Source organism: Methylocaldum sp. GT1BB (genome assembly GCF_051027545.1).
Taxonomy (GTDB): domain Bacteria; phylum Pseudomonadota; class Gammaproteobacteria; order Methylococcales; family Methylococcaceae; genus Methylocaldum.
The window spans coordinates 1,440,445-1,455,145 of sequence record NZ_CP194902.1; the positions used below are offsets into that span (position 1 = coordinate 1,440,445).

Consider the following 14,701-nt stretch of genomic DNA (forward strand, 5'->3'; position numbering starts at 1 on the left):
GCGGTCGGCGCACTGGCCGAATCAATCGCAAACGGTGGCGTTAATCGCTACCCCTTCCAATCGCAAACGTCGCTTTAATCGCGACCTTCCCCGCTTGTCTCGCCCGGCCCCAGCCAGGGGTTCGGATATCGCGCGCAGATGACTCGCAGCGCGTGTGAAGCTTGTTGGTCGAACCCTACCGAGCGCGGTTGCGCTGACTCGAACTCCGGCGGCGGAAAACGGCATAGGCCATCATGCCTGCCCCCACCAGCGCCAGTGACGGCGCCTCCGGGACGTTGTTGGTCGGTACGCGGGACCACACGGCATAGATGAAGCTTTCGGAAGTTAGGTCGTCCGAGGGGGAAACAATCAGGAGACCAGAAACGTCGTCCAACGGGCCAAACAGATTTTGTGCAAAACCCACATCGGCCAACCCGCCTACGGTGAGCCCAAAATCATAGGGCGTCAGCACCATGCAAAGAACGAAATCTGAGCACCCCGCGGTTGTATCCGGGGCGGAATCGAAGGCACCAAAGGCCCCGTCCAAAAAGACCTGGTCCAATAAGGCTTGCGAGGCGGCCAATGCCTCCCCTTCCGTCTTAAACACGAAATCGTTGCTGGAATCGCACCCGCTGAACAACCCGGCACAGGTCCCACCCTGAAATGTGACATCGTATAGCGTGGTCACGTTGTTGACGGTGACTTCGACGCCGGTGGCCCCGGTCAATATGCCGTTAGTCACCTGCAGCGTCGGTAGAGCATGCGCGCTTCCCCAGGCAAGGCACGAAGCGACTAGGCAAACGATTATCCACAGAGTTTTCATTGGTCTCACTTTCCCTAATTCTGCGCTCACGAGTGAGCATGATGGTAAACCGTCGCTACCGCCTCGGAACGACCCCCTAGCACCTTCGAAGTGCCAAGCAGGATTTAGGCCATCGCCTCCAATACTAACCGTAAGACCTTGAAATAAAACTCTTTAGAGTGCCTCGCGCCCAGCGGTTCCCTCTGTATCTTTGGGGCTCTGTAAAAAATCCTGACATGCTTGTAACAGGCCGTACACAGAAACGCCATTTGAAATTGAACGGCCGCTTAGCGGGAGAGCAGAAAAACGAAAGTTTGGACGAATCGGTTAGCGCCTCATCACTCCGCTGTTTCGCTGGACGTGTAGTCATCCTTCTCGGACGCCATGATCTAGCCCTAGCCTGGATATTTCATGAAAGGAGGGGTGGCGGAATCGAAAAGCCCTTAAAATTCAACTGCTGACATCGAATTTGTGAGGAGATTCCGCCGTGACACATTGTACCGGACAAATCGAGCTGTTTGCGCCCGTGGCACGCCGCCGCATCGATGTGGCCTTCGACGGGGCGCTGTGACCAGCGATGCCGGAGTGCTGCTGTTGCGGCAGGTCGATCGCAAGCTGGGTTTGCTGGACAGCGTGGCCCAACGCTTGAAGGACCCGCGTGATCCCAGCCGGTGTGCCCACGCCGTGCTCCACCTGCTGCGACAGCGGGTTTATGGCCTGTGCCAAGGCTATGAAGACCTCAACGATCACGACACCTGGCGCCATGACCTGGCGTTGCAGACGGCCTGTGAACGGCTGTCGCCCGGTGCCTCCAGCCCCACCTTGTGCCGCTTGGAAAACCGGATGGATCGGGCGGCGGCCCTGGCGATCCATGAGGTGTTTGTCGAGCAGTTCATCGCTTCATTTCCGACGCCGCCGGATCAGCTCATCCTGGATTTCGACGCGACCGATGATCCGGTCCATGGGCATCAGGAAGGCCGGTTCTTCCATGGCTACTATGACCACTATTGCTTCCTGCCGCTTTACGTCTTTTGCGGCGATCAGTTGTTGGTCAGCTATCTCAGGCCCTCGAAGATCGACGCGGCCAAGCACGCCGGGGCGATCCTGAAAGCTCTGGTGCAACGGCTGCGTGCCGTCTGGCCCGAGGTGAAAATCATCTTCCGGGCCGATTCGGGCTTCTGCCGACGGCGGATTCTGGCCTGGTGCGAACGCCACGGCGTCGGTTATCTCGTGGGCCTGGCCAAGAACAACCGCCTTTTGAAGCTTGCGGCGCCTTGGCGCCAGGCAGCGCAAACCCAATTTGCCGCCACCTCGGAAAAACAGCGGGTCTTCGGTGAGTTTGCCTATACCGCCGGCACCTGGAAACACCCCCGCCAGGTGATCCTCAAAGCCGAGCATGGACCCCAAGGCGAAAATCCAAGGTTCCTGGTCACCAACCTGGCGGGCGACTCCCAAGCGCTGTACGAAGACGTCTATTGTGCGCGGGGCGACATGGAAAACCGGATCAAGGAACAGCAACTCGGCTTGTTCGCGGACCGCACCAGTTGTCACGTCTGGTGGGCCAACCAATTCCGGCTGCTGCTCGCCTCGCTCGGCTACCTCTTGTTGGAAGCCCTTCGTCGCCTCGGCCTCGCCGGTACCGAACTCGCTCGGGCGCAGTGTTCCACTCTCAGGGGCAAGCTCCTCAAAATCGGTGGCGTGATCCTTCGAAATACCCGTCGCATTCGCTTCCTGTTGCCGAATGCTTACCCCTGGCAGGCGCTGTTCTGGCACATCGCCGAGCGCTTTGCCCCCGGCTGAGCCGGGCCGAGTGGGTTCCCCGGCACGTTGATTCTCTGGGGGTAAGGGGGACGTTTGCCTGAAATTCAGACTTTCACCCCAAACGAGCACTCAACACGCCTTTTTCTGGTCCCGAACCCAGAACGCGACCGGCCTCCTACCTTCACTGAGGTCCTGATGAAATATTCAGGCTAGTTACCGAATCAGTAACTCTGCGGATATGCTGGGGATGCGTCGCACTTCACGTCGCTGCCGCAAAATGGCCGATTTTTCCAAAGGAACCGACCGTCCACGGAGATTTGGCGACTGGCGGCTTTTGGCCGATTGTGTTGAAAAAGTCATCTAAACCAGCTTATCAGCTCGAATCCGCGCAGATTTGATTTTTTCATCATCGTAGATTCAATGGGTTACGCTCGTGCTGACGCTGAAGTGAGTAGGGTTTTTGCTGCCTGAAGTCCGCGCTCGAGATTGCCATTATCGGCGCCACCGGCGGGAACAGCTGCGGCTGTACTACTAATTGCCGCGCAAGCCAAACAGGCATTTAAGCCAGCGTTTTGCCGTCGGGGTCAGGCCAGCCTTGAGACGTTGCTCGGCCAGGCGGGGGTTGCTTTGCGCCAGGGTCGGGTAGATGTGTATGGTCCCGGCGAGATCGGATACCTTCAGATTCTTGCGCATTGCCAAGACGTATTCATGGATCAATTCGCCCGCCTGGGCTCCGGCGACAGCCGCGCTCAAGACACGGCTGTTATTGCTATGGCACAAAGAGCGATTTTCGACAAATGCAGTCCGTAGGATGTGCCGACCATCGGGAAGCGCCCTTCGACTCGCTCAGGACAGGCCCTTCGACTGGGCTCAGGACAGGCATCGTTCGCGATCGATGGGCTGCGCAGGCTCAGCCCATCCCATACCAGCTATCATTGGCATGATTCCACTAAGCTGCCGGAGCAATTAAGCATTTTTCACCGCTATATAGCGGCGCGCCATGGGAAACTGCCCCTCACAAGTCAAAATACAGGCCGATATGACTCATAGAGCGTTTTTCATCCCAATGTACGGCTTCGTGTCGGGCGGGAAGAACGTAGGTCGGCAAAGGAGTTTGTCGGAAGGGTCGCGACTAAAGCGACCGTTTGCGATTGGGAAGGGATTGCCGACCTACCTATCGGGCTCTCTGACACCGAATCGGAAAATGTCTAGGCCGGAATAAGCCCTTCGGCTTCGCTCAGGACAGGCTCTGCGTTTCCGGCAAAGTCGTAGGTCAGCCATCCTTTGCCGGCAGCCGTGTCGGGAAGGGATTCTTGATCTACCGTACTGTTGGGCGAAATGAAAACGCGGTGGGAAACGAACGCCGTGTGCGTGGCGTAAGCAAAATAACGAAAGCTCGATCCCTTCTCCAGATTCGGATTATTTGGCCTTTCGGATAAGATATCGCATTTGACGCAAAGCAAGACGTTGGATATTTTCCATTTCCGGATTAGATATCGAATTTGAGGTCGACTTTAAGTTGGGCCAAGGAACCTAAATGAGCTTCGTTTTGTGTTCGAACTGCTTTTCCGATCAGGGCCTGAGACTGGATGCCGAACGAATCGGCGACGCAGACGATTCTAAGTGCCAGAACTGCGGTCAAGCTTCCGGGCGAAAACTAACAAAAGAGAGAGTTGAAGCGCTTGCTCATAGGTTTTTCGTGTGGGGAACTCTGCATAAGTGCGACTATGGCGCAGCGCCGATCGTCCAATTCAACGAACATCAGAAAACGAGCATCTCGACTGCTGCTCGGTTTAAGAGCCTATCCCAGTAGACCCGTTGCCCGCCAAGTAATGATGCCGCAGGCCAAGTGCAGCATGGCAAGATAGGTGTCGGTTCGTTTTTCCCAGCGGATCAAAATCCGGCGGAATCGGTTGAGCCAGCTGTGGGTCCGTTCGACCACCCAGCGCCGCGCCTTGAAACCGGCTTCCTTCTTGATCGCTTCGGCCTCCTCACCGCGCGCTCGAATGTGAGCGGTAAACTGAAAGGCCTTGGCCAAGTCCCTCACCTCGTCATAGTCATAGCCTTTGTCCAGGCACAAGCCTTGCGGCTGCTCCGGCGTGGGTACAGGGCGCGGGACGCCGATGGCCGCCAAGGTGGACCGCGCCAGCTTCAGGTCGTGCCGATTGGCGCCGGCAATCACCACACTCAGCGGCAGGCCCGCGCCATCGGTTAACAGGCTTCGCTTCGCACCTTGTTTGCCCCGGTCGGTCGGATTCGGTCCCGTTTTTTTGAACCCGCCAACGGCGCTTTCGTCATGGCCCCATCCATGGCCAACCACGACCAGTCCAAGCCCTTCAACGCATCATAAGTCAGCAGTCCTTCGCGCCAGAACGCCTGGAACACCCCGGCTTCGGTCCACTCGACAAAGCGGCGATGGGCCGAACTGCTGGAGCAAATCCCGGTGGCGTTCAGCGCATTCCACTGACACCCGGTCCGGAGCACAAACAAGATCGCATTCATCGCCTGTCGGTCCGGCACCCGCGGGTTATGGCACCCGAGCGGATGCGGTTTACGCGGCGGCAAGAGCGGTTCCATCCGTTCCCACAGCTCATCCGGAATGCGCCAGCCATCATCTTTCGTCACCAGTCCCATAAGAGCCCCTCTTGACTCGAAATTTCGGCATTAGAGGTCGCTCATCACGCTTTTGTTCCTACTGGGATAGGCTCTAAGAAGGACATCGAACTGATCAGCAACACGCTCGGAGTCGGCTTCTTCTGCTACGGGCCTCGCTTATGGATGGTGGGTGAGGTTGAGCCTCTCAAGGCGCTTCAGGAGGGGCACTCTCGAGCTGCGATCATCCAGCGGATCATTAACGAGTATCCGTTAGTTGAACTCGATGAGAGCCGCTTGTTCTATCGTATCCGCAAGGCGCCGAAAGTGCCGACTGAGGAGGCGGAATACGACACTCCACCGACAGAGTTCCTGGGCACAGGACGTTTGGACTCCACCGACCTCCCGGTCATGTACGGATCTCAGGACCTTGAAGTATGTGTGCATGAGTGCCGGGTAACGGCAGAGGACGAAATCTACGTCGCTTCGCTAGCGCCGACGAGGACCTTAAAGCTCCTGGATCTTTCTTATGTCTTGCCAGAGGAACATGTCACGGAGTTTGATAGCCTCGATATGGCCGTCCATATGCTGTTTCTGGCAGGAAAGCATTCCTATCCGATCTCCCGAGAAATAGCTAAGGCGGCGCATGTGGCCGGGTACGACGGACTGATCTATTCGTCATACTTTAGTTTGCTCCGAACGGGCAGTATGCCTTTCGAGGCGGCGTATGGAATTTCATATCGACGTTTCCCGCAAATGCGGGAATATGAACAGGCCAAGTCGATCCCGAACTTCGCCTTGTTTGGTCGTCCCATAGCAGGGCAGAAGGTAACGGTCCGCTGCATCAACAAATTGGTATTGAGTCACGTCAATTATGGGTTCCACTTTGGTCCAGTCGGCGTGTAGGCCCAATAATCGCTTGAAGCCGACGCATTCAAAGCAACGCGCGGCTCAAGCAGGGCGTTAGCCGCAAGGGAGAGAAGAAAGTGTCGGACGTAGGCATTGAACTCAACTTCTTCTATATGCATTACAACGATGCGCGGAAGTTCGCGGAGTGGGCTGCTTCGCAGCACGAAGGCGACGTGAATCCAAGCATTTACGTCCGTCACGCAATTATCTCCACTGTATTTGCCAGTGAAGCTCTGATTAACCGTGTTCTCTCGGAATTCTCAGCCGATCCCGTCGTAGCGGAAGCCCTTGAAAAAGCCAGCATTCTTGACAAGTGGTGCATAGCGCCATTTGTCTGCGGCGATGCAGCACAAACTGCATTTGATCGGGGTGCAGAGCCTTTTCAGAGTTTCAAGGAACTGATCCAAATTAGGAACTGGCTTGCGCACCCGAAGGTGGAGATCTTCCTCAAGGGCAAGGCACCGCCGAATTCGACAATTTCAATTAGCGGAAAACCGGAAGAATATCCCTGGCTGGAAATCCTTAAAGGGGAATCGTGGCGACAATCGCGAATTCCAAAGAACCCATTCGAGTTGGATCATACGCACGCAACAGCCGCGCTCTCGATCCTAGACAAGATGATTTTGGAGCTATCGGGGCGTCTTTCTGGACGGTTGACCGACGACTGGCTGAACGAGATCACTGTGAGAGATGCTGAAGGAACAAGAACGTACAAGGCGCCTGTCTATACCATTTGGGGTGGCTATGGTGGTTCACGCAGCTAACACGTGTCAGAGAAGGTGGAGAAGGTGTCAGTGGAGAAGGTGTCAGGCTTTGGTTATTGTGCTAATACCCCATGGCCGGCATGATCTTTTCCGACCGCGCTTTATCGCGTATAGGAATCGCTGTGAGTAACTGAATGAAGTTCACCCAGAGCGAGAAGGTGGCGAGAAGGTGTCAGGCTTTCGTCCTTTGGCTGACGTTCCATAGTCGAATGTTAGTTGATGGCTGCGGTTTGCGTTCTCCAGAAGTTGCATCTTTGATGCTTCAGGCTTGTTAATCTATTCCATATCCGGCGATCGCTTGACGATGCTATTCTGGCAGTTTAGGGAGTCGAACATTTGCGTGTTGTCAGCAACAAGGCTTTACGAGATTTTGCAGCTTTGCACCCTCAGGCGGAGAAGTCTTTGCAGGATTGGCGAAGACGGATTGAATCGAACAGGTTCAGTTCTTTTGCCGAGTTGAAGGCGGTGTTCGGTTCCGTGGATAAAGTAGGGCATTATTATGTCTTTGACATTGCCGGTAACCATTACCGGCTGATTGCCGCTATCCATTTCAATACCCAAACGCTTTACATTCGTGCGGTACTGACGCACAGCGACTATGACCGCTGGAGGCCTTGATGCACGCCACTGAACTTTCCGATGTGATCCGCCACTATCAGGCGATTTGCAATGCCGTTCCGCTCTATCCGATCCACTCGGAGGCCGAATACGACCGCGCGGTGTCGATCCTGAACGAGCTTTTGGACGCAGGCGGCGCCGATGAAAACAACCCGCTTGCCCGTCTGGTGGAGACGCTTGGGCTTTTCATTCATGAGTATGAGAAGGTCAACTATCCCTTGGAGGAATCGACACATTAGCGTCTCTGTCCGATAGGACGTCTAGGTTATGAAGATTATGTACTTTCAGGATACGGACACCCTTTATATCGAGTTGAAGCCCGCCGAGGTTTCGGAAACGCGGGACTTGGACGAAAATACGCTGCTTGAACTGGACCCGCACGGGAATATTTGCGGGATTACGATCGAGCATGCGAAGGAGAGGGCGGATCTCCCGAGCTTTTCGTATGAGCAAGTCGTTGCTTGACTGCCTGTCCCTTTCACTTTCATGCGCCTTTCACTTGAGGGCTGAGGCTCGCCACGAACCGGGGCAGCCATTACGCTCCGGAACTTCTCACCGCGTAGCTTTCAATTGAATTCAGGTGTAGTTATTTCAAATCGCTTTCAATCCGGAATTCATCTTTAGGTTGCTCGGTGGGTTACGCGGAGCCTGTCCCGAGCCTGTCGAAGGGCCTGTCCCGAGCGGAGACTAGGGGCTAACCCACCATCGATGGGTTTCGCTTCGCTCTACCCATCCTACGATGAATGTTCACTCGAATGCCGAATGGAATTACAGCTGCCTCTCGTCCCGAATCCACGGGATGACCGGTTCGGACCTGTATGCGGCCAAGGCCTCAAGGAGTATCTCCGGGTCGGTATGGGCCAGCAGCCGCCTTCTGCTCTCGGGTTTCATGAAGCCCTCCGTAAGCGCCCGATCGCACAAGCTTAGGAGAGGTTCGTAGTAGCCTTCCGCATCGAGAAGTCCGATCGGCTTACGATGAAATCCAAGTTGGGCCCAGGTGAGGATTTCGAACAGCTCCTCGAAGGTTCCGAAACCTCCGGGCAGCGCGATGAAGCCATCCGCGATTTCTGCCATGCGGGCTTTGCGGGTGTGCATCGAATCGACCACTTCCAGCCGGGTAAGGCTGGTGTGTTCCACCATTCGTCCTGCCACCTCGCGGCCGATCAAAGCTTTCGGGATGATGCCGATCACCCGTCCTCCGGCCGCAAGGCAGGCACTCGACAGAATGCCCATGAGACCCACGGTCCCGCCGCCATACACCAGTTCCAAACCTTTTTCGGCCAGCAGCCGGCCCAAGGTTTCGGCAGCGATCCGGTATTCGGGGCGCTTGCCGGGGTTGGAACCGCAGAATACGCAAATGCTCTTCAAGTGATCACCTCGATGTCCAAAACAGTCGTGAAAACGGCCGTCAACGAGCAGCTGTCCGAGGCCAGGAGGCTATGGGATTCGGAACAATCTAACTTCCATATCCGCCGCCGCCGGGCGTCTCGATGACGAACGTGTCGCCCGCGTCCATGTCGGTTTCGGCCTGCGACCCGAGAATTTCCTGCTCTCCATTGGCGCGGATCACGAGGTTTCGTCCGCATGCGCCAGGGTTTCCGCCGTTGAGGCCGAACGGCGGCTGCAGGCGGCGGCTGGAGACGATTCCTGCGGTCATCGGTTGCAGAAACCGGATCTTTCGGATCACGCCGTCGCCGCCTTTGTACAAGCCCTTGCCGCCGCTGCCCCGGCGGATGGCGAAGGTTTCCAGCAGTACCGGAAAGCGCCATTCCAGTACTTCGGGGTCGGTGATGCGGGAGTTGGTCATGTGCGTGTGCACGGCGTCCGCGCCGTCGAAACCGGCCCCCGCGCCGGCCCCGCCGCAGATGGTTTCGTAGTATTGGTAGCGCGCGTTGCCGAAGGTGAAGTTGTTCATCGTGCCCTGGGAGGCGGCCAGCACGCCGAGCGCGCCGTACAAGGCGTCGACGATATGCTGCGAGGTTTCCACGTTGCCCGCCGCGACGGCCGCGGGATAGCGGGGGTTGAGCAGGGAGCCCTCCGGAATCCGGATTTCGAGCGGGCGGAGACAGCCGGCGTTCAGCGGAATATCGTCGTTCACCAGGGTGCGGAACACGTACAGGACCGCCGCCTTGCACACGGCGGCCGGCGCGTTCAGATTGTCCGGCTGCTGCGGCGAGGTTCCGGCAAAATCGATGAAGGCCCGCCGGTTTTTGGTATCGACCCGGATCGCCACGCGGATGACCGCGCCAGAATCCATCGTCACCGCGAATTCGCCGTCGGAAAGCCGTGCGATGACCCGCCGCACCGCTTCTTCCGCGTTGTCCTGCACATGCCCCATGTAGCGCCGGACCGTCGCCAGCGAATAACGTTCGAGCATGCCACGCAGCGCCTGCATGCCTTTCAGGTTGGCGGCGATCTGGGCGCGGAGATCCGCCAGATTCCGGTCGGGGTCGCGGGCAGGATAAGGCTTTGCATTGAGCCAGTCGCGGATGGCCGATTCGCGTATGTGTCCGTTTTCGACGATCTTCAAGCCCGCACTCAGAACCCCTTCCTGGTCGATGGACGTGCTGCGGGGCGGCATCGAACCGGGAGTGATGCCGCCCACGTCGGCGTGATGACCGCGCGAGGCGAGATAGAAAAGGACCGATTCGCCCGTATCATCGTACAGCGGGGTAATTATCGTGATGTCCGGCAGATGCGTACCGCCGTGATAGGGGGAATTGATGAGCCAAACGTCGCCCGGTCGCAGGTCGTCCCCGTGACCCGCGATCAGCGCCTTGACGCTTTCGTCCATGGAGCCCAGATGCACCGGAATGTGCGGAGCATTGGCGACGAGCCCGCCGTTTCCGTCGAACAGCGCGCAGGAGAAGTCGAGGCGCTCCTTGATGTTCACCGAATGGGCGGTGTTTTGCAGCGTATAGCCCATGTCCTCGGCTACCGACATGAACAGCCGGTTGAAGATTTCGAGGCGCGCCGGATCGACGTGCTTTTCCGTCCGTTCCATCTTCGACGCGGTTGCCCGGCAGTCGGCTGTTTCACAAACGCTCAGTACGAGGTGATTGCGAGCGGTAATCTCGCCCTGCCAGCCCGGCTCGATGATCGTGGTCGAGTTGGGTTCGACCAATATCGCGGGCCCCTGCAACCGGACGCCCGGCTTCAGGTTCTCGCGCCGATAAACCGGCGTATCGTGATGGTTTCGGCCGGAATATATCCGGACCTTTGCGACCGGCTCCAGAGAAGCGTCGGGCACCAAGGGGCACACCGGTTCTTCGGCCGATTCGTTCAAGCCGGCCAGCTCCACGGTCGCGGTGTCCACCAGCAAGGCCTTGTCGGGGTAAACGAAGCCGAAGCGCTGGTGGTGCCGTTCCTCGAACCTCACCCGCATATCCGCCGAATCGCCGAACGGCACGGCGAACAGGGTGTCGGTACCCTCGTACCGGAGCATGGCCAGGCGAGCCGCGACGATCCGCTCCGGCGGGATGTCCTGGGTCATCAGTTCCGCGCGTCCTTCGACTTCTAACGCGTCGAGCACCGTCCGCAACTCCGGGACGGTGGAATCGTTCAACAGAGTCACGATCGCGCGTTCCTTGATGACACGGTAATCGGCGAGGCCCATGCCGTAAGCCGACAACACGCCGGCCAGAGGATGCAGAAAAATCCTGGAAATGCCGAGCCGCTCGGCGACCTTGCAGGCGTGCTGGCCGCCGGCGGCGCCGAAGCAGCACAGGACGTAATCGGCCAGATCGTGGCCGCGCTGCACCGAGATCTTCTTGATCGCGGCGGCCATGTTTTCCACCGCCACGTCGATGAAGCCTTCCGCCACTTCTTCGGACGAGAGCGCTTGGCCTGAGTCGGAACGGATGGTCTCGGCCAGTTCCCGGAATTTGCGCCGCACGATTTCCATATCCAGAGGCTGATTGCCGGTCGGTCCGAACACTTTCGGAAAGAATTCGGGACGTATCTTTCCGACCATCACATTGGCGTCAGTCACGCACAGAGGTCCTCCGCGCCGGTAGCAGGCGGGACCCGGATTGGCACCGGCCGAGTCGGGGCCGGCCCGAAAGCGGAGTCCGTCGAAATGCAGGAGCGAGCCGCCGCCCGCTGCGACCGTGTGAATATTGAGGATGGGCGCCCTGAGCCGAACGCCGGCGATCTCGGTTTCCTGGCTGCGTTCGAATTCGCCGGCGTAATGGGCCACGTCGGTGGACGTGCCGCCCATGTCGAAGGTGACGATACGATCGAAGCCGGCGAGACGGGAGACCGCCACCGCGCCGACGATGCCGCCGGCGGGACCCGAGAGAATGCTGTCCTTGCCCCGGAACCGGTGGGCATCCGCCAATCCGCCGTTGGACTGCATGAACAGCAGCTTGCGTTTTCGGTCTTGCGGCATTTCGTCTTTCAGACCGATGCCCAAACCGGCCGCCACCTGATCGACATAACGGCGCAGTACCGGGGACAGATAAGCATCCACCACCGTGATGTCGCCCCGTCCGATCAATTTCATGGCGGGACTGACGCGGTGGGAGAGGGAAATTTGGGTGTAGCCGATTGCCTTGGCCAGCTTTTCCAGTTCGAGTTCGTGATCGGGCGTCCGCCAGGCGTGCATGAGAACGACGGCGATCGACCGGAAACCTTCCCGGTAGGCCCCGGTCAATTGTTGTTCCGCTTCGCCGAGATCCAGCGGCTCCAGCTCCGAGCCGCGGGAGTCGTGACGCCCGGTGATTTCGGCGACCTTTTGGTAAAGCGGTTCGGGGCGGCGGATATTCAGGGCGAAGATATCCGGCCGGTTCTGATAGCCGATGCGGAGGGCGTCGGCGAAGCCCCGCGTGATCGCCAGGACCGTCGGTTCGCCCTTCCTTTCCAGCAGCGCATTCGTCCCCACCGTGGTGCCCATCCGCACGGCCTGGATGTTGGCCTGTTCCAGAGGCGCATCGGGAGCCAGATCCAGAATGTCGCGGATGCCTTGCAGGGCGGCGTCGCGGTAGCGGTCCGGATTTTCCGAAAGAAGCTTGTGGGTCATAAGAAGGCCATCCGACCGGCGGGCGACGATGTCGGTGAAGGTTCCGCCGCGATCGATCCAAAATTGCCAGGATTGCGAATGCATGATGCCGGTTATCTTGACAGCCAAAATCCTATGGCGCCTTAATAATTGACTATTTTTCTAGGATATGTGAACCTGAATTCCCACGTATTTAGTGTGAATTTCCGGGAGTCATTCCGTGCGCTTAACGACGAAAGGCCGCTACGCCGTCACCGCCATGCTGGATCTGGCCTATCATAGCGAAAAAAGGCCGGTGACATTGACCGATATCGCCAAACGACAGCACATCTCGTTGTCCTACCTGGAGCAGTTGTTCGCGCGTTTGCGTCGGGCCGGAATGGTCGAAGGAGTGCGAGGGCCGGGCGGCGGCTATCAATTGAGCCGCGACGCCAGCCAGATCAATATCTCCGAAATCATTATCGCGGTCGACGAAACCATCGACTCGACGCGCTGCGGCGGCAAAGCCAACTGCCAGAACAATCAGCCCTGTCTCACCCATGATCTTTGGCTGGGATTGAGCGAGCAGATTCGCGACTATTTGGCCTCCATCAGCTTGCAAGACGTCTTGCAGCGCAAGAACGTGCGCTTGGTAGCAGAGCGTCAGGACAAGCAGGCGTCCGGCGTTCAGGGTATCGATATGCTGTTGCGTCGGGAAACGCATATTTAGCGTTCTGACGAAATGATCTACTTCGATCACAATGCGACCACCCCGCTGGATGAGCGGGTCTTGGATGCGATGCTGCCCTATCTGGGCGCCTTTTACGGCAATCCGTCGAGTCTTTACCGGATGGGGCGGGTCTGCCGCGGCGCGGTCGATACGGCCAGGGAGCAGGTCGCTGCCCTGGTGGGCGCGCATCCGTCCGAGGTCGTGTTTACCAGCGGCGGGACCGAAGCGAATAATTTGGCGCTAAAAGGCTTGGCCTTTTCTCGCGAGTCGGGCGTGATCGCTGCGGGCGCTACCGAGCATCCATCGGTTTCGGAGCCTTTGGAGTTCCTGAAGACCAGAGGCTGGCGGGTCGCAACCATTCCTGTGGACGGGAATGGTATGGCCGATGCGTCGTATATCGAATCTTTGCCGGCCGGCGAGCTTCGATTCGCCACCCTCATGATGGCCAACAACGAAACCGGCGTGATTCAGAATATCGCGTCCATCGCCAATTGGTTCCGCGAGCGCGGCATCGTTTTTCATTGTGACGCAGTGCAGGCGGCGGGCAAGATTCCGCTCGATTTCAAAGCCTCAGGCGCTCATCTGATGTCCCTTTCCGGGCACAAGATTTACGGTCCCAAAGGCGTGGGCGCGCTGATTCTCGACAAAACCGTCATGCTAGAACCCCTGCTGCATGGCGGCGGACAGGAGCAAGGCCTACGCGGCGGCACCGAAAACGTGGCGGCCATCGTCGGTTTCGGTAAAGCGGCGGAGTTGGCTTTGTCCGAATTGGAGGGACGACGCGCTCAGCTGCTCGGTCTACGCAAACGGCTGGAGGTTGGTTTGGAGATTATCCCCGGAGCGATCTTGTTCGCCGAACACGCGGAGCGGCTGCCCAATACTTTGCAGTTCGGCATCGACGGTTACGACGGCGAAGCCCTGGTCATGAACCTCGATCGGCAGGGCATCGCGGTGTCCAGCGGTTCAGCCTGCGCCAGCGGCGCGGGGGAGCCGAGCCCCGTGCTCATCGCCATGGGCGTTGAGCCGGAAGTTGCCAAGAGCGCGATACGCGCAAGCTTCGGCAAGAGCAACACCGAGGCGGAAGTCGACCGTTTTCTGGAGGTCTTGAAAAACCTCGTGGGCATACCCACGTCTGAGAGCCGGGGAGCGATACCGGTGATGCCGGTCATTTAAAGATTATGCCCCGAGCGTTTATAAGCTTTTTGAATCAGCGATCCGACAGAGATTACGTATTATGTCCATTACCTTAACCGAAAAAGCGGCGGAGCAAATCGCCAAGCAATTGCAAAAACGCGGCAAAGGGGTAGGGCTTCGTCTGAGCGTGAAAAAGTCCGGCTGCACCGGTTTCGCCTATGTAGTCGATTACGCCGATGCGGTGGAGCAGGGCGATGCCGTATTCGAACAGCACGGCGTGAAAGTCGTCGTGAGAGACAGCGATCTGGCTTATCTCTCGGGCGTTCAGGTGGATTATCGCCGGGAAGGAATCAACGAAGCGTTTCGATTCGACAATCCCAACGTCAAGGCGACCTGCGGCTGCGGGGAAAGTTTCGCCGTCTAAGATTCTCTCT

General features: G+C 58.1%; 12 protein-coding genes and 2 pseudogenes. 9 read left to right on the plus strand and 5 right to left on the minus strand.

Annotated elements, in window-relative coordinates:
- Nucleotides 1-175 precede the first annotated feature (175 nt).
- On the minus strand, nucleotides 176-802 hold the full coding sequence (locus ACR2TX_RS07730; protein WP_086133844.1) for a PEP-CTERM sorting domain-containing protein: 627 nt from the start codon (nucleotides 800-802) through the stop codon (nucleotides 176-178).
- A 466-nt stretch (nucleotides 803-1,268) separates the two neighbouring features.
- Between ACR2TX_RS07730 and ACR2TX_RS07735 the strand changes: the two are divergent.
- Nucleotides 1,269-2,581: pseudogene (locus ACR2TX_RS07735) on the plus strand (IS1380 family transposase).
- A gap of 492 nt (nucleotides 2,582-3,073) precedes the next feature.
- Here the strand turns inward: ACR2TX_RS07735 and ACR2TX_RS07740 are convergent.
- Both ACR2TX_RS07740 and ACR2TX_RS07745 read right to left on the minus strand, forming a co-directional pair.
- Nucleotides 3,074-3,322: a hypothetical protein gene (locus ACR2TX_RS07740; protein ID WP_434131704.1), complete on the minus strand. Its 249-nt coding sequence runs from the start codon at nucleotides 3,320-3,322 to the stop codon at nucleotides 3,074-3,076.
- A 1,021-nt stretch (nucleotides 3,323-4,343) separates the two neighbouring features.
- A pseudogene (locus tag ACR2TX_RS07745) lies at nucleotides 4,344-5,176 on the minus strand (IS5 family transposase).
- A 144-nt stretch (nucleotides 5,177-5,320) separates the two neighbouring features.
- Here ACR2TX_RS07745 and ACR2TX_RS07750 point away from each other — a divergent pair.
- From ACR2TX_RS07750 to ACR2TX_RS07770, 5 genes are all read left to right on the plus strand, one after another.
- Nucleotides 5,321-6,040, plus strand: a complete 720-nt coding sequence (locus tag ACR2TX_RS07750) for an RES family NAD+ phosphorylase (RefSeq protein WP_434131705.1) — start codon at nucleotides 5,321-5,323, stop codon at nucleotides 6,038-6,040.
- Between the two features lie 80 nt (nucleotides 6,041-6,120).
- On the plus strand, nucleotides 6,121-6,807 hold the full coding sequence (locus ACR2TX_RS07755; protein ID WP_077731529.1) for a hypothetical protein: 687 nt from the start codon (nucleotides 6,121-6,123) through the stop codon (nucleotides 6,805-6,807).
- A 336-nt stretch (nucleotides 6,808-7,143) separates the two neighbouring features.
- Nucleotides 7,144-7,425: a type II toxin-antitoxin system HigB family toxin gene (locus tag ACR2TX_RS07760; RefSeq protein WP_077731528.1), complete on the plus strand. Its 282-nt coding sequence runs from the start codon at nucleotides 7,144-7,146 to the stop codon at nucleotides 7,423-7,425.
- A complete protein-coding gene (locus ACR2TX_RS07765; RefSeq protein ID WP_077731527.1) occupies nucleotides 7,425-7,664 on the plus strand; it encodes a hypothetical protein in 240 nt (79 codons plus the stop codon). Before ACR2TX_RS07760 ends, ACR2TX_RS07765 begins: the two co-directional genes overlap by 1 nt.
- A 28-nt stretch (nucleotides 7,665-7,692) precedes the next feature.
- Complete coding sequence (locus tag ACR2TX_RS07770; RefSeq protein WP_077731526.1) at nucleotides 7,693-7,890, plus strand: DUF2283 domain-containing protein; 198 nt, start codon at nucleotides 7,693-7,695, stop codon at nucleotides 7,888-7,890.
- A gap of 303 nt (nucleotides 7,891-8,193) precedes the next feature.
- On the opposite strand, the gene ACR2TX_RS07775 is transcribed toward ACR2TX_RS07770, so the two are convergent.
- On the minus strand, nucleotides 8,194-8,793 hold the full coding sequence (locus tag ACR2TX_RS07775; protein ID WP_434131708.1) for a TIGR00730 family Rossman fold protein: 600 nt from the start codon (nucleotides 8,791-8,793) through the stop codon (nucleotides 8,194-8,196).
- 88 nt (nucleotides 8,794-8,881) lie between these two features.
- Nucleotides 8,882-12,529 carry a hydantoinase B/oxoprolinase family protein gene (locus ACR2TX_RS07780; protein ID WP_434131710.1) on the minus strand — a complete coding sequence of 1,216 codons (3,648 nt, stop codon included), beginning with the start codon at nucleotides 12,527-12,529 and terminating at the stop codon, nucleotides 8,882-8,884.
- Between the two features lie 115 nt (nucleotides 12,530-12,644).
- Here ACR2TX_RS07780 and iscR point away from each other — a divergent pair, with 115 nt between their 5' ends.
- From iscR to ACR2TX_RS07795, 3 genes are all read left to right on the plus strand, one after another.
- Nucleotides 12,645-13,133 carry a Fe-S cluster assembly transcriptional regulator IscR gene (gene iscR / locus ACR2TX_RS07785; RefSeq protein WP_077731523.1) on the plus strand — a complete coding sequence of 163 codons (489 nt, stop codon included), beginning with the start codon at nucleotides 12,645-12,647 and terminating at the stop codon, nucleotides 13,131-13,133.
- A 12-nt stretch (nucleotides 13,134-13,145) separates the two neighbouring features.
- Nucleotides 13,146-14,306, plus strand: a complete 1,161-nt coding sequence (locus ACR2TX_RS07790) for a cysteine desulfurase family protein (protein ID WP_434131712.1) — start codon at nucleotides 13,146-13,148, stop codon at nucleotides 14,304-14,306.
- 61 nt (nucleotides 14,307-14,367) lie between these two features.
- Nucleotides 14,368-14,691 (plus strand): HesB/IscA family protein, encoded by a 324-nt coding sequence (locus ACR2TX_RS07795; RefSeq protein WP_077731521.1) that lies wholly within the window; start codon nucleotides 14,368-14,370, stop codon nucleotides 14,689-14,691.
- The last annotated feature ends 10 nt before the right edge of the window (nucleotides 14,692-14,701 follow it).